Raw genomic sequence first — 24155 nt, forward strand, 5'->3', positions numbered from 1 at the left:
GTCCAGTGGGGGAACATCAGGGCGTGTCCCGGCCCTCGGTCACGACAGGCAGGTGCAGCAGGACCTCGGTGCGACCGGGCTGGCTTTCCACCTCGATCACGCCGCCGTGGTCCCCCACAATCTTGCCGGCAAGCGCCAGCCCCAGCCCACTGCCCGTGGTCTTGGTTGTCAGGAAGGGCTCGAACAGGTGCGGCCGGATGTTTTCAGGAATACCCGGCCCGTTATCGCGCACCGACACCAGCAGCGGCAGCTGCACGCGCTGGCTGCCCGCCCCGGTGGAAACCCATATGCCGGGACGGTAGCTGGTGGTCAGCGTGATTTCGGGCGGCGCCGCATCATCGGGATTGGTGTGCAGGGCCTCGGCCGCGTTCTTCACGAGGTTGAGCAGCACCTGCACCAGCTGGTCGCGGTTTCCCCATACCGGCGGAAGCGAAGGGTCATACACTTCGTGAAAGCGGATATCGGCGGCAAAGCCCTGCTGCGCCAGCCGGCGCACATGTTCCAGCACGCGGTGGATGTTGACGGGCCTGCGTTCAATCGGCCGGTCGCTGAACATGTCCATCCGGTCCACGAGGTCCCGGATGCGGTTGACCTCGTCCTGGATCAGCACCGCCAGTTCCCGGTCGGCTTCGCCGACCGATGTTTCCAGCAGCTGTGCCGCGCCCCGGATACCGGAAAGCGGGTTCTTGACCTCATGGGCGAGGATGGCCGCCATGCCCGCGACACTGCGGGCGGCGGAGCGGAAGGTCAGCTGCCGGTCCAACACGCGGACGGCGGAAAAATCATGGAATGTCAGCGCGACCGAACCGGGCTCTTCCATGACCGGTGCGCCCTGCACCGTCACGCCATCATGGCGCAGGCGGGGACTGTCCAGCGTGACCTCGTGCTCGACCACCGTATGGTCCTGCGCGCGGACCTGTTCCATCAGCAGGAAAAGCGGGCTGTCACCGGGCAGGATGTCCGTCAGGCGCATCTGCACCAGATGCGCGCGCGACATGCCGAAAAACGGTTCCGCGGCGCTGTTGACATACCCGATGGCGTTATCCGCCCGCACGATCATGACCGGCAGCGCCAGCGAGTCGAGGATCACACGCCCGTTGCCCGTCACGTTATCGGGCGCACACGGCACATGGGGCATGGGGGAAAGCGGGCCCATCTTCATGCCGCCTGTGCTGCGGCCCTTTCCGCTCCCACGGTGGACGGGCGCGGCCCGCGTACATTGCCCGCCGCAATCTGGCGGTCATAGAATTCGTTGATCATGCCAATCGCGGCATCCACCGTATCGACACGGTTGACGGCGGCACGGAAGCCTGCGGAATCCGGCAGGCCAGCCGAGTACCACGACACATGCTTGCGCGCCAGGCGCAGGCCGGGATGCGCGCCGAAATGGTCGATCATCATGCCGTAATGCTCCAGCACGATGGCCTTTTCCGCCACAAGATCAGGCTCGGGCACGTGTTCTCCATGCATGAGCGCGCGCGCCACCTGTGCCAGGAACCACGGGCGGCCATAACAGCCGCGCCCGATCATGACGCCCCGCGCGCCGGAGCGTTCGAGTGCCACCCGGGCATCTTCCACCGTCAGGATGTCGCCATTGACGATCACCGGCAGGTCCACCGCATCCACCACGTTGCGCACGAAATACCAGTCAGCCGTGCCGTTATAGAACTGCTGACGGGTGCGGCCGTGGACCGTCACCATGCGTATGCCCGATTCCTGTGCAATCCGCGCAAGCGTGGGGGCGTTCAGGCTGTTATGGTCCCAGCCCATGCGCATTTTCAGCGTGACCGGCACATCCACCGCGCGCACCACGCCTTCCAGCAGGCGGCCGGCCTGTACCTCGTCACGCATGAGGGCTGAACCGGCAAGCTGGCCCACCGCCACCTTTTTCACCGGACAGCCGAAATTGATGTCGATGATATCCGCCCCGCGATCGACCGCGATCCGCGCGGCCTGCCCCATGGCGTCGGGGTCGCAACCGGCAAGCTGTACGGAATTGGGGCCATCATCCGCCACTTCGGCCATGCGCAGGGTATTTTCATTTTCCCGGATCATGGCCCATGACGCGATCATTTCGGACACGACCAGTCCCGCGCCCAGCCTGCGCGCCAGCCTGCGAAACGGCAGGTCGGTCACCCCGGCCATGGGCGCCAGGATGACAGGTGCCTTAAGGACGACCCCCCCCCCCAGATCAATGGGTGACAGCAGCTGAGACGACATGAACCACGCTTCCCCGCCGAAAACCCCAGCCGCGCCCGATGGCGGCAGAAAGGCATGCCGGCTACAATATCCATCAATAATGCTTATGATTTAGGCAGAATACCCTCTCCCGTCGCCCCGTGCAATCAGGTTCGGTGCATTCGGGAAACATTTTACTGCGTGTCCCCCGCCCCGCGCGGGACTGTTCCCGACGCTCAGTGCTTGACGCGCGGGCCACATGGCCGCATTGCTCCGCATCATGCGTGTTGCAGCCATCCTTCTCGCCGCGGGCCAGGGCAGCCGGTACAGCGCCCAGACCGCGACACCCCTCGCCAAGCAGTATGTCACGCTCGGCGGGCGGCCCGTCATCCGTCATGCGGCGGATGCCCTTGCCCCTCATGTCGGCATGATCCAGCCCGTGGGCGATCCCGCCCTGCTGACCGGTGCGCTGGAGGGGTTCGCCCCCGCCGGCTGCACGGTCCTACCGGTCGTACCGGGCGGGGCCACGCGACAGGCCAGCGTCAGCGCGGGGCTGGAAGCCCTCGACCGCCTGCCCGAAGAACGGCGGCCCGACCTGGTGCTGATCCATGACGGTGCGCGTCCCTATGTGCCCGCCGACGTGACGCAGGGCGTGATCGCGGCACTGGAACAGCATGCGGGCGTCATTCCCGCCGTGCCGGTGGCCGATACCATCAAGCGCGCGAAGGACGGCATCATTACCGATACCGTGCCCCGCACCGACCTGTTCCGCGCCCAGACGCCACAGGGGTTCCGTTTTGCGCTGCTGCGCGACCTGCACCGCGCGGCCGATGCGGCGGACGCCACCGATGACGCTGCCCTGCTGGAACAGGCGGGACATCACGTAGCCATCGTTCCCGGTTCGGAAGACAACATCAAACTGACCTACAAGGAGGATCTGGTGCGCCTGGAACGCCTGATCGGCCCGACCCTGCTGCCGCGCACCGGGATGGGCTACGACGTACATGCCTTTGCCGAAAACCGGCCCCTGATCATGTGCGGCATCAACGTGCCCCATACGCGTGGCCTTGCGGGCCATTCGGATGCGGATGTGGGCATCCATGCCCTGTGCGACGCCATTTACGGCGCGCTGGCCGAAGGTGACATCGGCCGCCATTTCCCGCCCAGCCAGAATGAATGGAAGGACGCCGACAGCGCACGCTTCCTGGTGCATGCGGGCGAACGCATCCGCCTGCGTGGTGGCATGCTGGTCAATGCCGACGTGACGCTGATCTGTGAACGTCCCAAGATCGGTCCCCATTCGGAAGCGATGCGTGCCCGTCTGGCCGACCTGCTGAAGGTTGATGTCGACCGCATCTCGGTCAAGGCCACCACGTCCGAACGCCTTGGCTTTACCGGGCGCGAGGAAGGCATTGCCTGCCTGGCCAGCGCCACGGTGCTGGTGCCCTGATCGCCTGAGACAAAAAAAAACGGCCCGGTGTCACACCGGGCCGTTTTGCATTCCGCACAAAGTTTCTGGTGAAGCCTTTATCTGTTCTCAACAGATGTGATGCGTCTCAGGTCATGTGGCACAGGCGCAGGAAACGCGATGCGTCCGCGACCTCCAGCGCCAGCAGGCGCAGGCTTTCAGCCTGTTTGTCATCCCTGCCCCATATGTCCATCTGGGTGCGTTCATCCACGGATGCGACTTCAGCCGCCTTCGCCGCCGACAGCGCGCCCGTCACGACCGCAAGCCCCAGCACGATGCTTTTCATGGCAGGCACCATCACGCCCAGTGCCGCAAGCGTGGCGTTATCCATTTTGTCCAGTATGCCCTGCCATGCCACCTGTACCGCCTGCGATTGCGACAGGGGCATGATGCCCTGCGTCACCGCCATGGCAATGCCGTAGCGCGCCTGCAGCCACGCAAGCTGCGGATCCCATTCCGCCTTCTGCCGTGCGCACAGCAGTGCCGGATGATCCGCGCGATAGCACAGCAGTTCTCCATCCACATACTGCAGCAGGGCCGTAACCTGCGCCGACGGATCGGGGGCGACGCGTTCGATCATGGTGCCGGTTATGCGTGTCATCGGCAGGTCGTCGGGGGTAAAATCACCGCCCTTTTCCCCACCGGCATGCGCCCATTCATCGGCAATCGCGCCAGCCAGCGCCCGTGACGTCACACATAACGGCGTGCCACCGGGCAGGCGGATGCCCCGCCCGTCAAGCTCGACACAGAATCCCCCCTCCGCCGGGCGGGCGGCGGCCAGCGTCCAGAACCGCCTGCGCCTGCCAGGCGTTTGGGGCGTGGGCGGACGCACCCCGTCCTTCATCGCATTATCCTGTGTCATTTCAGGATGCCCAGCCCCTTCAGCAGGCCCGCCGCCTTGTTCACATCCGGCGAGGCCTTGGAATTGCCCAGCAGACCTGCTGCACCACCGGACGACTGCGCCTTGGGTGCTGCCGTCGTGGGTTCGGGGCCTGCCTGTCCCTCACGCGCGGCCTTCAGGGTTGCGGGGCACGGATCGGCCACCGCATTGCTCTTCGATCCACCCAGCAGCAGGCCGATGGCATAGCGGCCATCCGCGCCGCCATCCATTTTCGGGCGCGGTGCGGACAGCGTGCCCCCCACGCGCAGCGGCACGCTGGCCCCTGTCCCGCTGATCATGACCTGCGGCACCAGATGCAGGTCCAGCGCCTGCGAGGCCATGCCCACCGTGCCTTTGCCGGTCACGGTCAGCGCATTGGTCTGCACGCCAATGGTGTCAACATTCGCCTGCCTGTCGGCCATGCTCATGTGCAGGCCAAAGCAGCGCAGTGCGATCGGGCCGGAGCCCAGCGCGCCGCGCGCCGCATCCCCCAGCAGTTCACCCAGCGCACTGCCGCTGACCGTTCCGTTGACCATGGACACGCCAAGGTGTCCGGTCATGCCGGTACGCAGTTCGGCCGCGGTATTCCCCTGCGAACGCACTTCACCGACAACCTGCAGCGCCCCCTGCACCATGTTGGACAGACCCGCCTTGCTTTCCAGCCATGTCGCCGGCAGCACCAGCGTGCCGATCTTGCCCGATACGGTGGGCACGCTGCCCGATGCATCGACCTCAAACTGTCCCGATACGCGGCGGCCCGTGCCTTCGGCCTGTAGCGGGTCAACCTTCAGCAGCCCGTTGCGCAGGCTGATATGGCTCAGGGCGTTGTGGTATTCATCGCCTTCGAATTCCAGCTGCGCCGCGGTCAGGCGCAGGTCTGCATCCAGCTTGCGCAGCCGGTCAAACGGCAGCGCGTCATTGCTGTCCCTGGCATTCGCAGGCGTGGTGGTGCTGGCGTCGGCCTTGCCGGCAGTGGCGTTGCCCATCAGGGCATCGGCATTGACCCAGCTTGCATCAAGCGCGCCACTGACCAGCGGTACGCCCGCATGCCCACCGTGAACCGACAGGTCCAGCGCCCCCTTGAGGGAGACCTGCGTGCTCTTGACCACAATATCCGAAAGCTGGAAATGCGCGCCGTTATCCTCGCTGACCAGATGGGTCGAGGCGTCCAGATGGTCGATCACCGCGCCATTGGGCAGCGGCAGCCTGCCTGCGGACGCGTTGACATTCACCACCGCGCGCGACCCGCCCAGCGTGCCCGCGATACGCAGGCTGCCCGGATCACCCGACATGTCCAGCGACAGCGGCAGTGGATCGGCCAGATGCGACAGCGCCGCCTGTTCCACCTGCTGCAGTGATCCCAGCGTGCCGGACAGCTTCAGCCCCTGCCCCTGCCATGCACCCTGACTGCGGATGGTCACGGCGTCCTTGGGCCCCGGCGCGTCAACCGACAGCCCCTGCAGCGTCAGGCCGGACAGGTACTGTCCCGCGTCAACCGCGCCCGTATCCAGATGCAGGGAATTGAGCAGCGGCGTGCTGCCTGCCTTGTCCGCGGCACTACCGTCCACCACATTGGCTTTCAGCGACAGGCGGCGCACGTCAGGCAGGCTCATCCCCGGCACGAAAGCCTCGATCGCCTTCAGGCTGGCGATATTGCCATCCAGTTTGATATTGTAGCCCTTCATATGGTCGGGATCAGCCACGGTGCCATCCACCGCCAGTTGCCCCACCTGCTGCCCGCCAGCCCTGAATGCCGCCTGCAGCGCAACCGGCCAGCTGGCGCGCGCGGTGGATGTCAGGTTGATCGCCCCGGTATGCCCGGCCAGCGTAAAGCTGCCGCTGTCGTTATGACCCGCCACATCAATTTCGGGCTTCGCGCCATCAACATCCGACAGGTTGATATGGTCCAGCACCACCTTGCCCCGGCTGCCCGACATCCGGTCGTCCCAGTCAAGATCGGCATTGGTTATGCGGATGCTGCCGATCTGCACCTTCCAGTCGGACGCGGCCTGCGTGGCACCACCTTCGGGCGTGGCCGTGGCCTGTGCGCCGGTGGGCGACAGGCGCCAGTTGGCCTCACCCCTGTCCGTACGCTCCAGATGGACGACAGGGTGGACCAGCTTCAGGTTCTCCAGGCGGATTTCATGGTGCAGCAGCGCCATAAGCCCCATGCTGGCCTGCAGGCTGTCCGCCGTTACCATGTCGGTATAGGCACCACCGGCCATGTCCGACAGCCCGACATCACTGACAGACAGGGACAGGCTGGGCAGGACATGCAGTTCCAGCGCGCCCATGCGCACCTTGCGTCCGGTCTGCTTTTCGATCGCGGCAATGGCTTTCGTGCGCAGCGCATCCGGGTCCAGCATGGACTTGACCGCAAGCCCCGCCCCGCCCGCGATCACCACCAGCGCCGCGACGGAGCCGAGAAGGATGCGCCGTCCATTTCCGTTGTGTGCCATGTCAATTCCTGTCCTGTACCATTCTGGCCGCGTTAGCTGCGGCGGGGCTGCGCCGTGGCGGGTGCGACAAAACCGATCTGCCGGAACGTCTCACGCATGTGGGGGGGCAGGTCCGCCTCGACCACCAGCGTGCCACCTGCCGGGTGCGGCAGTTCCAGCCTGCGGGCATGCAGGTGTAGCTTATCCGTAAACCCCGTGACATGAGCTATGTCACCGCCATATTTCGGGTCGCCCAGTATGGGGTTGCCCAGTGCCTCACAATGCACGCGCAGCTGATGGGTGCGTCCCGTCAGCGGCGAAAGCGCCAGCCACGACAGCTTGCGCCCCGCGGCATCCAGCACTTCATATTCCGACAGGGCATGCACCGCATCCGCATCCCCGCGTTCGGCCACGACGCTGATCGCGCCTGCGCCAGCCCCCAGCTTGGTCAGGGGCTGGTCGATGATGCCCGTGGCCGGGCTGGGACGGCCCACGACCACGGCCCAGTAGACCTTGTGCACATCCCGCCCGCGGAACGCCGCCGCCAGCTTGGCCGCGACACCGGGCGTGCGCGCGACCAGCAGCAGGCCGGACGTGTCACGGTCGATACGGTGGACCAGGCGCGGACGCGGATCATCGGGGTTTTCCCGCAACCCGTCCAGCAGCGCGTCGATATGATGCGTGATGCCCGGCCCGCCCTGCACCGCGATGCCTGCGGGTTTGTTCAGCACGATCACGTGGTCATCACGATAGACGGCCATCCTGTTGATTTCACGGACCTGCCGCTCATCCAGCGGCTTGACGGCCAGCGGCGGCGGGCGGCTGGCATTGGGTATGGGCGGCACGCGCACCGCCTGCCCCGGCGCAAGGCGGGTGGCAGCGGTGGCGCGCCTGCCATCCACGCGCACCTGTCCCGTGCGGCACAGCTTCTGCAACGCCCCCTGCGTCAGATGGGGGTAATGCCTGCGGAACCAGCGGTCGAGGCGGATATCGGCTTCGTCATCACTGACGGTAAGGGTAACGACACTCATGACCCACGGCTTTCGCGCACTCTGTTCCAACTGTCCAGCCGTCGCGCCACTTCACGTTCATATCCACGCCCGGTGGGCTGGTACAGTTTCGGGCGGCGCATGCCATCGGGGAAGTAGTTCTGCCCCGAAATTCCCCCCTCCGTATCATGGTCATATTCGTACCCCTTGCCGTAGCCGATATCCTTCATGAGCGTGGTGGGCGCGTTGAGGATATGGGCCGGCGGCATCAGGCTGCCGGTGGCGCGCGCTGCCCGGCGGGCCATGTTGTAGCCCTTGTATACCGCGTTGGACTTGGGGGCGGTGGCCAGATGCACCACAAGCTGCGCCAGCGCCAGTTCCCCCTCTGGAGAGCCAAGCCGCTCGAACGTTTCCCACGCCGCCACCGCCAGCGGCAGGGCCTGCGGGTCGGCCATGCCCACGTCCTCCGCGGCGAAGCGGGTCAGGCGGCGGGCGATGTAGCGTGGATCCTCGCCGCCTTCCAGCATACGGGCGAACCAGTACAGCGCCGCATCCGGGTCCGAGCCGCGCATGGACTTATGCAGCGCGGAAATCAGGTTGTAATGTTCCTCGCGGTCCTTGTCATACAGCGCCGCGCGCCGCGCCAGCAGGCTGGACAGGGCAGCAGGGTCCAGTGCCGCCTTCTGCGGTGGCAGGGCCAGAAGCTGCTCGACCATGTTCAGCAGGTAGCGCCCGTCCCCATCGGCCATGGCACGCAGCGTGGCGCGGGCCTCGGGTGTCAGCGGCAGGGCCGTACCAGTCGCAAGTTCCGCGCGTTCCAGCAGCTTTTCCATCGCCGCATCATCCAGCCGGTGCAGCACCAGCACCTGGCACCGTGACAGCAGCGCGCTGTTCAGCGCAAAGGACGGGTTTTCCGTCGTGGCCCCCACCAGAACCACGGTGCCATCTTCCACCACCGGCAGGAAACCGTCCTGCTGCGCGCGGTTGAAGCGATGGATTTCATCCACGAACAGCAACGTGCCACCGCCATTCGCACTGGTACGCCGGGCGTCCTCGAACGCGCGTTTGAGGTCGGCCACGCCGGAAAACACCGCTGAAAGCTGCACGAAGCGCAGGCCCGCCGCATCGGCCAGCAGGCGGGCGATGGTGGTCTTGCCAACGCCCGGACCGCCCCACAGGATCAGGCTGGCCAGCGAGCCACGCGCCAGCATCTGCCGCAGGCTGCCCTGCGGCCCCAGCAGGTGATCCTGTCCCACCACATCATCCAGGGTTGCGGGGCGCAACCGGTCGGCCAGTGGCTGGGTACGTGGCGGGGCCTTGGGTTCATGGGCAGGAAACGGGACCGGGTTCCGCCTGTCCTGCTGCGGCGGGGGCGCGCCGAACAGGTCCGCCGGGCCATTCTCCATACTGTCACGCCTGCCTGCCATATACCCCTGCCTGTCATCATAGCGGTCCCGTGTGACGGACCATTGCTGGATTTGGGAAGTGTTGCGCTTCAATACCAGTGCCGGCAGCACAATACATGCCCCATACGGCAAAGACACGCGATGTCAGAACTGGAAATAGATGAAAGGTTCCGGCGGCCGCCCGCCGATCAGGAACACCAGCAGCACGAAGGCGATACCTGCCGCCACCGCCACCCATGGCGCAGGACGCACGCGGTCCAGTATCATCTGCTGCGATGACGGTCCCATTACCGCCACCACCACCGCCAGCCCCAGCACGACCGGGTGGTGGATGGCCGTCGCGCCCATGCCATGCAGCCCCGCCATGGCCCCCAGCATCCGCCCCGCCGTGGCAAGGTCGGCCGCGCGGAACACCACCCATGTCACAAGCACGAACCCCATGGTCAGCACGTACGCGCATGAGCGCGGCATGGCCCGGCCCGCCCGGTCCCACGCATGGGCTGCCGCCAGTGCCGCGCCATGCAGCAGGCCCCACAGGGCAAAATTCCACCCGGCCCCATGCCACACACCCGCCAGTTCCATGGTTACCATGACATTGGCCGCCTGCCGCACCGGCGCGCAGCGGTTCCCGCCCAACGGGATATAGATGTAATCGCGCAGGAAACGCGACAGCGTCATGTGCCACCGCCGCCAGAAATCGCGTACCGACACCGCCATATAGGGCGCGTTGAAATTGAAGGGCAGGCGAATCCCCATCATCAGCGCCATGCCGATGGCCATGTCGGAATAACCCGAAAAATCGAAATAGATCTGCAGCATGTAGGCCACCGCCGCCAGCCACGCCGCCCCCATGCCCGGCACATGGCCCGCATGGGCCGCGTCAAACACCGGGGCGCACAGGCCACCCAGCGTATCGGCCAGCCCCACCTTCTTGCCCAGCCCCACCAGCAGCAGCAGCCCGCCACAGCCAAGATTTTCCCACATCGCGGCATTGCGCGGGCTGCGGTCGAACTGCGGGACCAGTTCGTTATGCCGCACGATGGGTCCTGCCACCATCTGCGGGAAGAACGTGACGAATTCCATGAAATCCGCCAGCCGGTACACCCGCGCCTGCCCCCGTCCCAGATCGACAAGGTAGGAGATTTTCTGGAACACGAAAAACGACAGCCCCAGCGGCAGCACGATGGGCCACGCTGCATGCTCCCGCCCCGACCAGCGCAGGACACAGCCCACCAGCCAGTCGGCATATTTGAAGCCGAACAGCACGGCAAGATTGCCCACGATCCCCACGCGCAGCCAGATGCGCCGGCGTGTCCGCCCCCACATGATGGCGACCGTCTGACTGAACCCGACCATTGCCAGCAGAAACGGCACAAACCGCCAGTCCCACAACCCGTAGAACAGCACCGAGGCTGCGATGATCACACCCTGTCGCGCGGCCCGGCTGTCGCCCACGGCGTAGTACAGTCCAAGAACCAGCGGCAGGAAAACAATCAGGAACGACTGCGACGCAAACAGCATCAGCCGCCGCGTTCCGCCACCGCCTGCCCCGCCGCATGCCCGCTGGCCCAGGCCCACTGGAAATTGTAACCACCCAGCCAGCCGGTTACGTCCACCGCTTCACCCACCATGAACAGGCCAGGCACGTCACGCGCCTGCATGTCGCGCGACGACAGGCAGTCCGTATCCACCCCGCCACGCGTGACCTCGGCCTTCACGTAGCCTTCGGTGCCATGCGGGTTGAGCCGCCAGCCCGACAGGATACGCCCGACATTGGCCAGCAGCGCATCGGGCATGCCCGCCAGCTGCCCGTCAGGCAGGTGGGCCTGCGCCATAAGCTGGGCCAGACGCTGCGGCAGCAGCATGGACAGCATGGCCACGCCGCCCGCGCGCGGGCGGTCACGCTTGATCTCCAGCAGGCGACGGCCGGCGTCGATGCCGGGCAGCAGGTCGATGTCCAGCACCTGCCCCGGCTGCCAGTAGGACGAGGCCTGCAGGATGGCGGGACCGGACAGGCCACGGTGGGTAAAGACCATGCCGTCACGGAAGGTGGCCTGCCGCGCCTGCCGTCCCTCCCCTTCATGGCAGGTAATGCCCACCGTGACCGACAGCCCGGCCAGCGGTTCCATCCATTCGCGGTCCTGCGCGCCAAATGTCAGCGGCACCAGCGCGGGTGCTGGTGCGACGATACGCAGTCCGAACCGGCGCGCGATGTCGTGGGCCAGTCCCGTCGCCCCCAGCTTGGGAATGGACAGCCCGCCGGTCGCGACGATCAGGTTGGGGGCATGGAAGATGCCGTGGTCCGTTTCCACCCGGTACTGCCCCGCCCCGTCGCGCGTCACGTCGATGATCCGGTGCGACACGCGCACGTCCACCTGTCCTGCCGCACATTCACGCCGCAACATGTCCACGATATCCCGCGCCGAGCGGTCACAGAACAGCTGACCCGCCGCCTTTTCATGCCACGGGATGCGATGCCGCTGCACAAGGGCGAGGAAATCAGCAGGCGTGTACCGCGCCAGCGCCGATTTGGCGAAATGCGGGTTGGCCGACAGGAACTGCCCTGCCCCGGTGTCCATATTGGTGAAATTGCACCGCCCGCCGCCGGAAATCAGGATCTTGCGGCCCACATGGGGCCCATGGTCCAGCACCAGCACGCGTGCGCCTGCCTGCCCCGCCGTTGCCGCCGCCATAAGGCCCGCCGCCCCCGCGCCCAGCACGATGGTGGTGAAACCGGCAGTCCGTGCAGTCATATCCCTAGAAATCCAGATCCGCGTAATGGGCGGGCGGGTTAAAGCCGGTCATGCGGTCCTGCAGCAGGGCGCGAAAGCAGGGACGGCTCTTGACGCGGGCATACCAGTCCTTGGCCGCGGGGGCGCGCGACCAGTCCACGTCATCAAGGAAATCAAGGCAGGACAGGTGGGCGGCGGCGGCAAAATCCGCCATGGACAGCATGTTCCCCGCCAGCCACTGCCGCGTTTCCGCCAGCCAGTCGATATAGGACAGGTGAGTGCGGATATGCGCATACCCCGCACGCAGGGCCGCGCCATCGGGGTTGCCCTTACCCGAAATGCGCTTCATCACCTTTTCATTAAGCAGGTTGCGCGATACCTCGCTGCCGAATTTCTCATCGAACCACACCACCAGCCTGCGTACCTCCACCCGTTCGGCCAGCGTGCGGCCAAGCAGGGGCGTGTCGGGATAGGCTTCCTCCAGATATTCGCAGATGACCCACGAATCGGGAATGCACAGCCCGTTGCTTTCCTGTAGCATGGGCACCGTGCCGGCAGGGTTGCGGTCAAGGTATTCCGGGCGGCGTTCCCACACACGCTCGGTCTTGAGTTCGAACGGCAGCCGCTTTTCCCCCAGCACGAGGCGAACCTTGCGGGAATAGGGCGAAAGGGGAAGATGGTACAGGATGCGCATGATCCCGCTTTATTGCATTGTCCCGCCCTTCGCCAAGCCCTCAGTACGCAGGCATGAAAAAGTATGGATGCATGACGGATGAATAAGGCATCCTCCCCTCGACAGTTCCGGCATGGCAAGGTAGCTGGAAACAACACGCCCCATTCACCACACAGGACAGGATAACGTTGCCAGACGAACTGCGTCCCACACCGAAAATCCGCGCACGCGGCCGGTCGTTCCTTGCCCTGGTGCTGTCCCCCGAACCCGTTCTGGCCGACTGGCTGGCGGGGCTGGATGCGCAGATCGCACGCTCAAGCACGTTTTTCGCGGGCAAGCCGGTCATTCTGGACCTGTCCCTGCTGGATGCCACGACCGAGGGGCTGGCCGACCTGTATCCGGCCCTGCGCGCGCGCGGCATCCGCATTATCGGCATAGAAGGCGGCGATGCCTCGTGGCCCGCCTGCGCAGCATGGGACTGGCCCGCAGGCTTCATGGGCGGCCGGGCGTCCGGCGCGGTCGAGATCCCCGATGATGCCACCCCCGTGCAGCCACAGCCGCCACGCGCTTCCTCCATGATCATCGAACAGCCCATCCGCTCGGGGCAGGTCATCATGAACCCCGATGGCGACATCATCATCGTGGGTTCGGTCGGGTCCGGGGCAGAAGTGACGGCGGGCGGGTCGATCCATGTCTATGGTCCGCTGCGTGGCCGCGCCATAGCCGGCATGAACGGACAGCCCGACGCCCGCATATTCGCCCATTCCATGCAGGCGGAACTGCTGGCCATTGACGGTTATTACATTACGGCTGAGGAAATTGATCCGCGCTACGTTGAAAAACCCGCGCAAATCATCCTCAGTAATGACACACTTGTGGTCCAGCCGCTTGTGCCGCCTGCCTTTTCAGGGCGTAAAAGCTAGGCAGGCCTTCTCCAGTCCCCCGTCGCGCTTCTTACGCGTGCCAACCCATCCAACCGTATCCATCAGGTCATGAACAAGAAAACATCCCCTAAAAGCGGACAAGGAAGTACCCCAATGGCAAAAGTGCTGGTTGTCACATCCGGCAAGGGTGGCGTCGGAAAGACCACGTCGACCGCCGCATTGGGCGCCGCACTGGCACAGACCGGGCAGAATGTCGTCGTTGTTGACTTTGACGTCGGCCTCCGCAACCTCGACCTGGTGATGGGGGCCGAGCGGCGGGTCGTGTTCGACCTGATCAACGTGATTCAGGGTGACGCCAAGCTGTCGCAGGCGCTGATCCGTGACAAGCGCATCGAAACGCTGTCCATCCTGCCCGCGTCCCAGACCCGCGACAAGGACGCCCTGACGGCCGAAGGCGTCGCCCGCGTCATGCAGGAACTGCGTGAAAAGTTCGACTGGGTGATCTGTGACAGCCCGGCCGGGATCGAACGCGGCGCGCAGCTGGCCATGTACCATGCCGACCACGCCATCGTGGTCACCAATCCCGAAGTGTCGTCCGTGCGCGACAGCGACCGGATCATCGGCATGCTGGACAGCACGACCGAAAAGGCCAAGGGCGGCGGCAAGATCGAAAAGCACCTGCTGCTGACCCGCTATGACCCCGCACGCGCCGCGCGTGGCGAAATGCTGCGTATCGAGGATGTTCTGGAAATCCTGTCGATTCCGCTGCTGGGCATCATTCCCGAAAGCGAGGAAGTGCTGCGCGCCTCGAACCTGGGCGCGCCGGTCACGTTAAGCAGTCCCGACAGCCCGCCTGCCCGCGCCTATGCCGAAGCCGCACGCCGGCTGGAGGGCGAGAAGCTGGAGATCACGGTCCCGGTCGAACGCAAGGGCCTGTTCGCCCGCCTGTTCAAGGGGAAAAGCTGATGAGCTTGTTTGGCTCCCTTTTTGGTCGCGGCACGAAAACGTCCGCCCCTGTCGCCCGTGACAGGCTCCAGATCCTTCTGGCGCATGAACGCACGGGAAACGGTGACGAATCCGACCTGCTGTCCAAGCTGCATGCCGAAATCCTTGAGGTCATCAAACGGCATATCCCCGTCGATCAGGACAAGGTGCAGGTAAAGCTGGACCGGGGCAATTCCGTCTCGATGCTGGAAATCGATATCGAGGTACCGCAGATCAAGTCACCGGGCCGCCGCTAGGGCGGCCCGACTGCCGATCGCCCCGTCAGGACAGACGGGGTTCGATCCAGCGGCGCGCATGTTCGAAATCACGCGTGACCGCCTCCTGTGCGGCCGCCACGTCACGCTGCCGCAATGCCATGATCAGGTCATCATGCGGGTGCGTGCGTCCCTCGTGCTGCATCTGGATCATGGGGCGTGACAGGGCATAGATCGGCCCGATCCGCATCCACAGGTTTTTCAGGATCGTGGCGGTCAGCGGCAGTTCGGCCAATGTCGCCACCGTGGTATGGAAATCCGCGTTGAAGGCCGCCATGCCCCCATCGTCGCGTGCCTGGGATGCACTCATGAACTGCTGCTGCAGGATGACCAGCGCCTCGATCCCGTGGTCAGACGCACGCTGGGCCGCGGCGGCGGCAAGGCGCATTTCCAGATCAACGCGCAGGTCATGGATTTCGGCAAAGCTGCGCTGGGTCATGGCGGGTACGACGGCGGTATTGCGGTCGTTGAGTTCCAGCGCGTGTTCGGACACAAGGCGCAGCAGCGCCTCACGCACGGGGGTGGGGCTGAGGCCCAGTTCAGCCGCCAGCGGTCGCAGCACCAGCCGTTCGCCAGAGCGATAACGGCTGCGGATCAGCCCACGACGCACGTGCTCGTAGGCGTCGTCGCTCAACGCGCGGCGGGGAAGCTTGTCAGACTGGCCTGCGCTGAATGATACCATGCCGTTTACTTCATCCTTAATGCAAATAGGTCTTATTAATGCTGATCAATAATCATCTGGACGTGAATGGCAACGTCTGAGGCAACGAAAAACCCGTTTTTGCCATATTTTAGAGTGTTGCCGGACTCTCCTGCGCCCTGCCACGGGTTTTTGGGAACCCCTTTCCCGTCGGCCCGTTACACCAGCAACGATCCGTAACGGACATGCAGCCCACCGCATGCCCGCCACAGACAAGGAGAGCATCATGGCCGATGCAGGCGAAAATACGTTCCTGACCGATGTGCAGACCCTGCGGGAACGCGCGAAGAAATCGATTGAAAAGGGCGCCGTGACCCCCGCGTACCAGGGCAATGTCCAGACCGCAATCGACCTGCTGCAGACTGTGGTGGCGACCGAACTGGTCTGTGTACTGCGCTATACCATGCACTCCATTTCCGTAACGGGTATTACCAGCGAAAGCGTGGCCAGTGAATTCGCGACCCACGCCAAGGAAGAACGCGCCCATATGATGTGGGCGGCCGACCGCATCGACCAGCTTGGCGGCGTGCCCAATCTGTCACCCGAAGGACTGGCCACCCGTTCCGCCACCGAATACGGCGATGGCGGCAACCTGGTGGAAATGGTGCGCCAGAACCTGGTGGCCGAACGTCTGGTCATTGAACATTATCGCGAACTGATCCGGTATTTTGCCGATCATGATCCGACAACGCGGATCATGCTTGAAAAGATCCTTGCGGAAGAAGAAGACCACGCGACCGACATGCATGACCTGCTGGTCGCCCACGAAGGTCGGCCCTTCCTCGCATCCTGACGGCCTTCTTCTCCTCCATTCCCCTTTCGCCTGCCTCTGCCTGACCCATGCACGTGCCCATCCTGCCCCGGAGCTGACCGGGGCGGGTGGCACGGCCGCGCGTGGCGTCCTACCATATGGCGGGCAATCCATAGAACCGACTGAAAACGGAGATTACCCCATGACCAAGCCGACAACCCATGACCTGTTCATTGGTGGCGAATGGTCCAAGGCTGACAACACCGAACGCGATACCATCCGCAATCCGGCAACGGGGGACGTGCTGGCCCATGTGGCCGTCGCGGGCGAAAGCGATGTCAAGCGTGCCCTGCAGACCGCACAGGACGCCTTTCCCGCGTGGCGCGGCCTGATTGCGACCGACCGGGCGGATTACCTGTACCGACTGATTGAACTGATCCGCCGCGATACGGAAAAGCTGGCCCGTATCATTACCTCTGAAAACGGCAAGCCGCTGAAGGAAGCCCGGATCGAGGTCAATTTTGCCATCCAGCTGATCCGCTTCGCCGCTGAAAATGTCCGTCGGCTGGAAGGCAACATCATTCCCGGCAGCCGCCCGGGCGAGAAGATCCTGATTGAAAAGATCCCCCACGGCGTCGTGGCCGGCATTTCAGCATGGAACTTCCCGCTTGCCCTGACGGCGCGCAAGCTGGGTCCGGCGCTGGCCGCGGGCAATACCTTTGTCATCAAGCCGCATGAACTGACCCCCCTTTCCACCCTCGCGCTGGCGGAACTGTCGGTTGAGGCCGGTTTCCCGAAGGGGATCTTCAATGTCGTCACCGGCGGCGGGGTAACGGTGGGCAATGCGCTGGTGACCAACCCGATCACCAGGCTGATCACCATGACGGGCAGCACGCCCGCAGGCCGTAAGATCATGGCTGCAGCATCCGAAGGGCTGAAGGAAGTCCGGCTGGAACTGGGTGGCAAGGCCCCGTTCATTGTCATGGAGGACGCTGATATCGATGCTGCCGTCAATGCCGCCGTTGCCGCGCGCTTCATGAACTGTGGCCAGGTCTGCACCGCCAATGAACGCACCTATGTCCATACGGCGGTCTATGACGAGTTCCTCAAGCGCCTGCGCACGAAGGTCGAGGCCCTGAAAACCGGCAACCCGCTGGATGAAGACACCGACATGGGACCGAAGATCAGCGCGCAGGAACTTGAAAAGGTCGATGCCATGGTCCGCAAGGCCGTGGAACAGGGGGCGAAGGTCGAACTGGGTGGCAAGCGCCTGACAGGCGGCGCGTATGACAGGGGCAATTTCTATGCCCCCACGCTGCTGACCAACGTGAAGGGCGACATGGACATCGTGCAGAACGAAGTGTTCGGCCCCGTGCTGTCGCTGATCCGCGTCAAGGATTTTGACGACGCCATCACGCAGGCCAACAACTCGCGCTACGGCCTGTCGGCCTACATGTTCACGCAGGACCTGAAGAACATCATGCGCATGACCAACGAACTCAACTTCGGTGAGATCTACGTCAATCGTGAAGGTGGTGAGGCAGCACAGGGCTTCCATCATGGCTATGGTGATAGCGGCATTGGCGGGGAGGACGGCCAGTACGGCCTGGAAGCCTATGTCGATACCAAGACCGTTTACCTGAACGCATAAAGACCGACTTCCGGCGACAGGGCGGCCCGACATGATGTCGGGCCGCCTTTTTTTATGCCCTGTTCAGGATGACCGGATGGACCGCCCCGTGATGGTACGGGGACAATGACAACGTTTCTGGTGACACTTTAAAAAAGGTGGCACGCGGAAACCGTTCCCTTCTGTCGATCTCATGCCACCGGGTGCTGATACGCATACCGGCTGGAATTCAGGGTGCATTCATATCTGGCGCATCCACACCGTATCGACCGCGTGGCTCGGGCTTTTGTGCATGACCACACGGGCACGTTCGCGCGTGGGCAGGATGTTCTGCTGCAGGTTGGGCAGGTTGATGCGCCGCCAGATGTCACGCGCCATGCGTTCCGCCTCATCCCGGGTCAGGTCGGCGCAGTGATGGAAGTAGGACGTAGGCTTGCGGAATGCCGTCTGCTGCAGCGACAGGAAACGTCTGACGTACCAATCCTCGATCACCTGCGTATCCGCATCGAGATAGATGGAAAAGTCAAAGAAGTCAGACGCCATGAACGGCTGTTCGGATACGGTCTGCAACACGTTCAGCCCTTCGAATATCAGGATGTCAGGCTGGTCAATGACCTGATAGCGATCCGGCACGATGTCATAGGCTTCGTGGGAATAGACCGGCACCTTCAGGTTACGCTCGCCCGCCTTCAGCGCGGCAAGGAACGCGATCATGTGCCGCAGGTCGTAACTTTCGGGAAAGCCCTTGCGGTGCATGAGCTTGCGCCGTTCCAGTTCCCGCGTGGAATGCAGGAAGCCGTCCGTGGTGACCAGCGCCACGTTCGGGTGGTCCGGCCAGCGCGCCAGCACTGCCTGCAGCAGGCGCGCAAACGTGCTTTTCCCCACCCCCACGCTGCCCGCAATGCCGATCACGAACGGCGTGGTCACGGCCGGGGCGCCGATAAAGGCACTCTTGACCATGTTGTTCATGCTGCGCGTCGCCATGACATGCAGGTTGAGCAGACGCGACAGCGGCAGGTAGATCTCGGTGATGTCTTCCAGCGAAACCGGCTCGTTATGCCCGCGCAGCGACGCGATGTCCGCCTCCCCCAGCGACTGGGGCACATTCGCACGCAACGCCGCCCATTCCGGTCGGGGAAAGATCAGATAAGGCTGCACCACGCCATGGGGTGACTGCGCGGAGGGAACGGGACGCGCGTCCAGCACACAGTTCTCCATGCCCTTGTCCTTTCTGCTGTGGCGCCTGCCCACTGGTGCAGGCCATCTGCCGCGTATCACCATCACCCATACCAATCCATACACCCGCCCCCCAAATTAGCGTGTGCAACGCCCATGGGCCGGGACTTTCCCCCCATCCTGATAGAGACGTGATAATTGTGACACACTGTCCGCCACCGCATGGATGATATGGACCGGGCGCAAGGGCCAGCGTGCATCCCGTCCACGCACCGCGCGTTACGGTATGAACCCGGCCCGCGTGCCGACGCATGCCTGAAGGATCTGGATACTGTAATGAACGACACCACCATCCATCCGTTTTCCGCTACAGCCCGTACCACCACGGCCACGGACTGGACGGACGGTCGCGCACGCACGACCCTGCGGGGCATACTGGACGCCGCCATCCGCAGCGCCATGCCCGATGTGGTTCTGGCGCGCTACCTGCCACCCCGGCCAAAGGGCAGATGCGTGGTGGTGGGCGCGGGAAAGGCGGCGGCGTCCATGGCCGCGGCACTGGAACAGGCATGGCCGGATGTGGACCTGACCGGGTGCGTGGTCACGCGCGACGGACATATGGCCCCCACGCGCCGCATCCGCGTGCTGGAAGCGGCCCACCCCGTCCCCGACAGCCGCAGCGAGGCTGCCGCCCGTGCCATGATGTCCGAAGTTGCGGGGCTGGGCCAGGACGACCTTGTCATCGCCCTGATCTCCGGCGGGGGTTCGGCGCTGCTGGAACTGCCCAAGGATGGCCTGACGCTGGATGACATCCGCGCGGTCAACCGCGCCCTGCTGCATTCCGGGGCCAGCATCCGCGACATGAATGTCGTGCGTCGCCACCTGTCGGCCATAAAGGGCGGTGGCCTCGCGGCGGCGGCCAGCCCCGCACGCGTGGTCACGCTGGCCATAAGCGATGTGCCGGGCGATGATCCGCTGACCATTGCCAGCGGCCCGACCGTGGCCGACCCCACCACCGCTGCCGATGCCCGGTCCATCGTCGCACATTATGGCATTACCGTATCCGATGCCGTGCGGCGTGTGCTCATGCAGCCGCCGGTCAATGGCACCCTGTCGCCGCGCAATCGCTACACCCTTGTTTCCACGCCATTCATGGCGTTGCAGGCCGCCGCCAGCGTCGCGCGCGAATACGGGCTGACGCCCCTGGTGCTGGGTGACGCGCTGGAAGGGGAAAGCCGGGATGCGGGCACGTTGATGGCGGGCATCGCCCTGTCCGCCCGCCAGCATGGCATGCCGGTGGCAGGCCCCGCCGTGCTGCTGTCAGGCGGCGAGACGACGGTCACCATCAGACCCGACCAGCCCACGCCGGGGCATGGCGGCCGCAATACGGAATTCCTGCTGTCCATGGCCAACGCCCTGCAGGGGCACGAGGGGATATGGGCCATTGCCGCCGATAGCGACGGCATTGACGGAACCGAGGACGCGGCAGGCGCGATCATCACCCCCACCACCCTCTCCCGCGCCCGCGCGCTGGGGTGTGACCCGCGCGCGTGCCTGCGTGCGCATGACAGCTACACCCTGTTCCAGCAGACGGGCGACCTGGTCATGACCGGCCCGACCCTGACCAACGTGAACGATATCCGGGCGGTGCTGGTCGTCTAAAGGGGTTTTTGGTGACGCTTTTTGCAGAAAACGCCAAAGAACGCCGCCTTTCTGAAAAAAGGCGGCACCCAAAAACTTCTGCTGATTTCTATATGCGCTTTAGTGGCTGCCCTGCCCTTGCCTGCCGTAGCTGACCTGCGTATCGGGCACGACAAAGTGCTTGCCATCATCACTGTCAGACCCGTTGTCATCATCCCCGGCCTGATTGGGGTCATAGCCTGACGAGATCATCTGCATCGCCGCTGAATCAGGCGGGGTGTGATAGGCTTCGGTGCCGGTTTCATCGGTGGGATCGGGCGGTCTGGGCAGGTGCCGCGACAGCGGGCGCAGGACATCGCGGGCATGGGCGGCACTGCTGCGTACGCCCCCATGGGAACCCAGCGGGGGCGGGGACTCATCCACATCGGCTGGATCATTATTGTCGTCATGCCCCGCGCTACAGGCCGCAAGGCACGCCAGCAATCCGATCATTGCAAGACGCGGTTTCATGCCGGCTGCCCTCATCCCCGTTTTTCAGTTTCCACACCATGCGCCGATACGATAACGCACGGGTGGAAAACGATAGCCTGCCATAACGGGACAGGCCAAGGGGATCAATGTTCGGCGCCGTCCTCGTCCGGGCCGACCAGCATGGCTTCGGCCACCACGCCCGCCTGCTCACGCACGCGGCGTTCGATATCGGCGGCCATTTCCGGGTGATCACGCAGGAACTGCTTGGCGTTCTCACGCCCCTGCCCGATGCGCTGGCTATCACAGGAGAACCATGCCCCGGATTTTTCAACGATGCCCGCCTTGACACCAAGGTCGATCAGTTCCCCGACCTTGCTGATCCCTTCGCCATACATGATGTCGAATTCGACCTGACGGAAGGGGGGCGCCATCTTGTTCTTGACCACCTTCACGCGCGTCTGGTTGCCCGTGACCTCGTCCTTGTCCTTGATCGAGCCGATCCGGCGGATATCCATGCGCACGGATGCATAGAACTTCAGCGCATTGCCGCCCGTCGTGGTTTCAGGGCTGCCGAACATCACACCGATCTTGAGCCGGATCTGGTTGAGGAAGATCAGCATGGTGTTGGACCGCGAGACAGACCCCGTCAGCTTGCGCAGCGCCTGGCTCATCAGTCGCGCGTGCAGGCCCACATGGCTGTCGCCCATGTCACCTTCCAGTTCCGCGCGCGGCACGAGGGCGGCCACGCTGTCAACCACCAGCACGTCAATCGCGCCGGAGCGGACCAGCGTATCGGCAATTTCCAGCGCCTGTTCACCCGCATCGGGCTGGCTGATCAGCAGGTTGTCGACATCCACCCCCAGCTTGCGGGCGTAACCGGGGTCAAGCGCATGCTCGGCATCGATGAAGGCGCAGGTGCCGCCCTTGCGCTGGGCTTCCGCAATGGCATGAAGCGCCATGGTGGTCTTGCCCGAACTTTCGGGGCCATAGATCTCGATAATACGGCCACGCGGCAGGCCGCCAATCCCCAGCGCGATGTCCAGACCCAGCGACCCGGTGGAAATCACGTCCACCTGTTCGGTCGGGCGTTCGCCCATGCGCATGATCGATCCCTTGCCGAACGCGCGCTCGATCTGGCTCAAGGCCCCTTCCAGGGCCTTGCTTTTGTCTATACCCGGAGCCTGTGCCATTGCTGCCTACCCTGACGTTTGAGAAGAAAAAACCAAGACCGGGCATCCTGCCCTGCGCCCCCTGCCGCAACAGGTGGCAGGTCATGCAGTGCAATATGGAACAAAACAGGACCATTTACAATGGCCCCATGCCTGCCCGTCCGGAATAATACCGCCCGGCAGGCCCGGGCCCGTAGCCTAGCGCGGCCCCATGGCCAGTCCCGCGCCACGCGGATCGGTCGCGGCGGTACAGGTGCTGGCGTCACCCGGCAGGCCATGCGGGCAGGACACGGCATTGACCCGGCCCTGGGCCGTGACGGGATGGGCGTCGGGCGTCTGTCCCGCCATGATCTGCCGCATGGCGATACCCACGGCGGCAGCGGCATCATTCTGCCCCGAACCGGCAACCGCGGCACGGAAGGCGCGGCCCTGGCTGGCGATGGCGGCGGTAAACAGCGGCAGCGGCAGGCGCGCAGGCGATGCCCCCAGCACGATGCCGGTATTGCCCGCCATACGCCCGGTGCCAAACAGATTGTCCATACTTAGGCTGCACGCCACGGCCATGCCCGAATGATCAACCACGGTGAACGAGGTGGACGCCGGAAGCGAAGGCAGCCCGCCGCCACTTCCCCCGCCGCTGTTGACGAATGCCTGTGCGCGCGCCGTCAGGTCGTCACCCGTACCCGATGCGTGGTTGCCATTCTGCGCCCGCCATGCCGCGATGCTGGACTGCGCGCGCGTCGCCGCATCGGACGAGGATCCGGCGCGGAATGCAACGGCGCTGCCCAGGCCGCCATCGGCAGGCGGCGGCAGGAAGGCGATCTGCGTTTCCCCGCTGGTCAGGCTGATGGGCAGGCGTTCGGACGGAATGGCATGACGCAGGTCCGTCATCTGCAACCCGCCGCCGGCGGCCTGACTGCCCGCGACAAAGGACTGCCCCAGCGCGCCATTATACAGGTCACCCACGCCCATGCTGCGGATCTGGTCCAGCGCACCGGACAGATGGGTCTGGACCAGCGCATCACCTTCCGCCAGCGCCTTGCCGTCCGAGCGGCTGAACACCGCGCGGATGCCCGCATCAGCCAGTAGCGGCACCTGAACGGCGGCAAGGTCGCTGGCCAGCTGCCGGCTGACATTGATGCCATTGGCCGCCAGCGCGATCGCATCGGGCACCAGTTCCGAAAATGCAGCCGACCCGTACTGGAGGTGCATGAGGTACAGCCCCCGCGCCAGCATCGGGACCGCGGCCGGACGGTCGGCATGCGGCATGTCGGGGGCCGCCACCGTCCCCGCGGTGGGCAGGAACATGAAGGCACGCCCGCCATTCTGGTCACCCGGACGATAGGCAAGGCACGCCCCGCCAGCCCCCAGTGATGCACGCGACGGCAGCGTGACCGACAGCGCCAGCCCCATGGCCGTGGCCGCATCAGCCGCGTTGCCACCGCGTTGCAGGATATCACGTCCCACCAGCGTCGCCTGCGGTTCGTCCGACGAAACCGTGCCGATCAGCGGCCCGGGCGACGGACCGAACATGTGCGAGACAAGCCGCATGGGCGAATAACGATGACCGGCGCACCCAGCAACCGAAATTGCCAGAACGGCCGAAAGCGCCGTACGCATGTACCGACGGGCAACAGGGGTGATCGAAGGCTCAGGCACGCAACGCTTCTCCAATGGGCAGTCGGCTTTGATAAACTCAACGGATTCCGC

21 protein-coding genes are annotated in these 24155 nt (G+C 64.6%); 7 read left to right on the top strand and 14 right to left on the bottom strand.

All coding sequences use genetic code 11. The annotated features are described in order from the left end of the window. Positions 1-16 precede the first annotated feature (16 nt). Both HNO79_RS01290 and dusB read right to left on the bottom strand, forming a co-directional pair. Positions 17-1156: a two-component system sensor histidine kinase NtrB gene (locus HNO79_RS01290; RefSeq protein WP_214164293.1), complete on the bottom strand. Its 1140-nt coding sequence runs from the start codon at positions 1154-1156 to the stop codon at positions 17-19. A 2-nt stretch (positions 1157-1158) separates the two neighbouring features. Continuing rightward, on the bottom strand, positions 1159-2220 hold the full coding sequence (gene dusB, locus HNO79_RS01295; RefSeq protein ID WP_010513916.1) for a tRNA dihydrouridine synthase DusB: 1062 nt from the start codon (positions 2218-2220) through the stop codon (positions 1159-1161). Between the two features lie 238 nt (positions 2221-2458). Between dusB and ispF the strand changes: the two genes are divergently transcribed. Continuing rightward, positions 2459-3628, top strand: coding sequence for a 2-C-methyl-D-erythritol 2,4-cyclodiphosphate synthase (gene ispF, locus HNO79_RS01300; RefSeq protein ID WP_029329383.1), 1170 nt, complete (start codon positions 2459-2461; stop codon positions 3626-3628). Positions 3629-3734: 106 nt separating this feature from the next. On the opposite strand, the gene HNO79_RS01305 is transcribed toward ispF, so the two are convergent. The 7 genes from HNO79_RS01305 to fzlA all read right to left on the bottom strand — a co-directional run bounded on the left by HNO79_RS01305 (position 3735) and on the right by fzlA (position 12785). Continuing rightward, on the bottom strand, positions 3735-4508 hold the full coding sequence (locus tag HNO79_RS01305; RefSeq protein WP_200410424.1) for an ATP12 family chaperone protein: 774 nt from the start codon (positions 4506-4508) through the stop codon (positions 3735-3737). Next, complete coding sequence (locus HNO79_RS01310; protein ID WP_214164292.1) at positions 4505-6985, bottom strand: AsmA family protein; 2481 nt, start codon at positions 6983-6985, stop codon at positions 4505-4507. The genes HNO79_RS01305 and HNO79_RS01310 overlap by 4 nt, the downstream gene beginning before the upstream one ends. Positions 6986-7017: 32 nt before the next feature. Next, entirely contained in the window at positions 7018-7995 is a 978-nt protein-coding gene (locus tag HNO79_RS01315) for an RluA family pseudouridine synthase (protein WP_214164291.1), read from the bottom strand. Beyond that, positions 7992-9380 carry a replication-associated recombination protein A gene (locus tag HNO79_RS01320; RefSeq protein ID WP_214164290.1) on the bottom strand — a complete coding sequence of 463 codons (1389 nt, stop codon included), beginning with the start codon at positions 9378-9380 and terminating at the stop codon, positions 7992-7994. The genes HNO79_RS01315 and HNO79_RS01320 overlap by 4 nt, the downstream gene beginning before the upstream one ends. Positions 9381-9503: 123 nt before the next feature. Beyond that, positions 9504-10880: an MBOAT family O-acyltransferase gene (locus HNO79_RS01325; protein ID WP_244987390.1), complete on the bottom strand. Its 1377-nt coding sequence runs from the start codon at positions 10878-10880 to the stop codon at positions 9504-9506. Next, positions 10880-12112: a BaiN/RdsA family NAD(P)/FAD-dependent oxidoreductase gene (locus HNO79_RS01330; RefSeq protein WP_010513924.1), complete on the bottom strand. Its 1233-nt coding sequence runs from the start codon at positions 12110-12112 to the stop codon at positions 10880-10882. Before HNO79_RS01330 ends, HNO79_RS01325 begins: the two co-directional genes overlap by 1 nt. 4 nt (positions 12113-12116) lie before the next feature. After that, a complete protein-coding gene (gene fzlA, locus HNO79_RS01335; protein WP_010513925.1) occupies positions 12117-12785 on the bottom strand; it encodes an FtsZ-binding protein FzlA in 669 nt (222 codons plus the stop codon). A 167-nt stretch (positions 12786-12952) separates the two neighbouring features. Between fzlA and minC the strand changes: the two genes are divergently transcribed. From minC to minE, 3 genes are all read left to right on the top strand, one after another. Continuing rightward, complete coding sequence (gene minC / locus HNO79_RS01340) at positions 12953-13687, top strand: septum site-determining protein MinC (protein WP_048856194.1); 735 nt, start codon at positions 12953-12955, stop codon at positions 13685-13687. A 114-nt stretch (positions 13688-13801) separates the two neighbouring features. Next, positions 13802-14614 (top strand): septum site-determining protein MinD, encoded by an 813-nt coding sequence (gene minD / locus HNO79_RS01345; protein ID WP_010513928.1) that lies wholly within the window; start codon positions 13802-13804, stop codon positions 14612-14614. Beyond that, complete coding sequence (minE, locus tag HNO79_RS01350) at positions 14614-14889, top strand: cell division topological specificity factor MinE (protein WP_048856193.1); 276 nt, start codon at positions 14614-14616, stop codon at positions 14887-14889. Before minD ends, minE begins: the two co-directional genes overlap by 1 nt. A 25-nt stretch (positions 14890-14914) precedes the next feature. On the opposite strand, the gene HNO79_RS01355 is transcribed toward minE, so the two are convergent. Beyond that, complete coding sequence (locus HNO79_RS01355; protein WP_010513931.1) at positions 14915-15589, bottom strand: GntR family transcriptional regulator; 675 nt, start codon at positions 15587-15589, stop codon at positions 14915-14917. A gap of 244 nt (positions 15590-15833) precedes the next feature. Between HNO79_RS01355 and HNO79_RS01360 the strand changes: the two genes are divergently transcribed. Then, on the top strand, positions 15834-16400 hold the full coding sequence (locus tag HNO79_RS01360) for a ferritin-like domain-containing protein (RefSeq protein WP_048856213.1): 567 nt from the start codon (positions 15834-15836) through the stop codon (positions 16398-16400). Positions 16401-16560: 160 nt separating this feature from the next. Further along, positions 16561-18009 carry an aldehyde dehydrogenase gene (gene aldA, locus HNO79_RS01365; protein WP_048856192.1) on the top strand — a complete coding sequence of 483 codons (1449 nt, stop codon included), beginning with the start codon at positions 16561-16563 and terminating at the stop codon, positions 18007-18009. A gap of 219 nt (positions 18010-18228) precedes the next feature. Here aldA and coaA read toward each other — a convergent pair whose 3' ends face one another. After that, entirely contained in the window at positions 18229-19206 is a 978-nt protein-coding gene (coaA, locus tag HNO79_RS01370) for a type I pantothenate kinase (protein ID WP_200410417.1), read from the bottom strand. 294 nt (positions 19207-19500) lie between these two features. Here coaA and HNO79_RS01375 point away from each other — a divergent pair, with 294 nt between their 5' ends. Beyond that, on the top strand, positions 19501-20826 hold the full coding sequence (locus tag HNO79_RS01375; RefSeq protein ID WP_048856212.1) for a glycerate kinase type-2 family protein: 1326 nt from the start codon (positions 19501-19503) through the stop codon (positions 20824-20826). A 99-nt stretch (positions 20827-20925) separates the two neighbouring features. On the opposite strand, the gene HNO79_RS01380 is transcribed toward HNO79_RS01375, so the two are convergent. From HNO79_RS01380 to HNO79_RS01390, 3 genes are all read right to left on the bottom strand, one after another. Next, positions 20926-21297 (bottom strand): hypothetical protein, encoded by a 372-nt coding sequence (locus tag HNO79_RS01380; RefSeq protein WP_029329388.1) that lies wholly within the window; start codon positions 21295-21297, stop codon positions 20926-20928. 122 nt (positions 21298-21419) lie between these two features. Next, positions 21420-22466 (bottom strand): recombinase RecA, encoded by a 1047-nt coding sequence (recA, locus tag HNO79_RS01385; RefSeq protein ID WP_010513938.1) that lies wholly within the window; start codon positions 22464-22466, stop codon positions 21420-21422. A gap of 177 nt (positions 22467-22643) precedes the next feature. After that, positions 22644-24065, bottom strand: a complete 1422-nt coding sequence (locus HNO79_RS01390) for a gamma-glutamyltransferase (RefSeq protein ID WP_048856191.1) — start codon at positions 24063-24065, stop codon at positions 22644-22646. Positions 24066-24155: the final 90 nt, after the last annotated feature.

This window comes from Komagataeibacter oboediens (assembly GCF_018491655.1).
Lineage (GTDB): Bacteria > Pseudomonadota > Alphaproteobacteria > Acetobacterales > Acetobacteraceae > Komagataeibacter > Komagataeibacter oboediens.

Coding starts and splice junctions, on each gene's coding strand:
- HNO79_RS01290 (WP_214164293.1), bottom strand. CDS start 1,156: ATGGGCCCGCTTTCCCCCATGCCCCATGTGCCGTGTGCGCCCGATAAC.
- dusB (WP_010513916.1), bottom strand. CDS start 2,220: ATGTCGTCTCAGCTGCTGTCACCCATTGATCTGGGGGGGGGGGTCGTC.
- ispF (WP_029329383.1), top strand. CDS start 2,459: ATGCGTGTTGCAGCCATCCTTCTCGCCGCGGGCCAGGGCAGCCGGTAC.
- HNO79_RS01305 (WP_200410424.1), bottom strand. CDS start 4,508: ATGACACAGGATAATGCGATGAAGGACGGGGTGCGTCCGCCCACGCCC.
- HNO79_RS01310 (WP_214164292.1), bottom strand. CDS start 6,985: ATGGCACACAACGGAAATGGACGGCGCATCCTTCTCGGCTCCGTCGCG.
- HNO79_RS01315 (WP_214164291.1), bottom strand. CDS start 7,995: ATGAGTGTCGTTACCCTTACCGTCAGTGATGACGAAGCCGATATCCGC.
- HNO79_RS01320 (WP_214164290.1), bottom strand. CDS start 9,380: ATGGCAGGCAGGCGTGACAGTATGGAGAATGGCCCGGCGGACCTGTTC.
- HNO79_RS01325 (WP_244987390.1), bottom strand. CDS start 10,880: ATGCTGTTTGCGTCGCAGTCGTTCCTGATTGTTTTCCTGCCGCTGGTT.
- HNO79_RS01330 (WP_010513924.1), bottom strand. CDS start 12,112: ATGACTGCACGGACTGCCGGTTTCACCACCATCGTGCTGGGCGCGGGG.
- fzlA (WP_010513925.1), bottom strand. CDS start 12,785: ATGCGCATCCTGTACCATCTTCCCCTTTCGCCCTATTCCCGCAAGGTT.
- minD (WP_010513928.1), top strand. CDS start 13,802: ATGGCAAAAGTGCTGGTTGTCACATCCGGCAAGGGTGGCGTCGGAAAG.
- minE (WP_048856193.1), top strand. CDS start 14,614: ATGAGCTTGTTTGGCTCCCTTTTTGGTCGCGGCACGAAAACGTCCGCC.
- HNO79_RS01355 (WP_010513931.1), bottom strand. CDS start 15,589: ATGGTATCATTCAGCGCAGGCCAGTCTGACAAGCTTCCCCGCCGCGCG.
- HNO79_RS01360 (WP_048856213.1), top strand. CDS start 15,834: ATGGCCGATGCAGGCGAAAATACGTTCCTGACCGATGTGCAGACCCTG.
- aldA (WP_048856192.1), top strand. CDS start 16,561: ATGACCAAGCCGACAACCCATGACCTGTTCATTGGTGGCGAATGGTCC.
- coaA (WP_200410417.1), bottom strand. CDS start 19,206: ATGGAGAACTGTGTGCTGGACGCGCGTCCCGTTCCCTCCGCGCAGTCA.
- HNO79_RS01375 (WP_048856212.1), top strand. CDS start 19,501: ATGAACGACACCACCATCCATCCGTTTTCCGCTACAGCCCGTACCACC.
- HNO79_RS01380 (WP_029329388.1), bottom strand. CDS start 21,297: ATGATCGGATTGCTGGCGTGCCTTGCGGCCTGTAGCGCGGGGCATGAC.
- recA (WP_010513938.1), bottom strand. CDS start 22,466: ATGGCACAGGCTCCGGGTATAGACAAAAGCAAGGCCCTGGAAGGGGCC.
- HNO79_RS01390 (WP_048856191.1), bottom strand. CDS start 24,065: ATGCGTACGGCGCTTTCGGCCGTTCTGGCAATTTCGGTTGCTGGGTGC.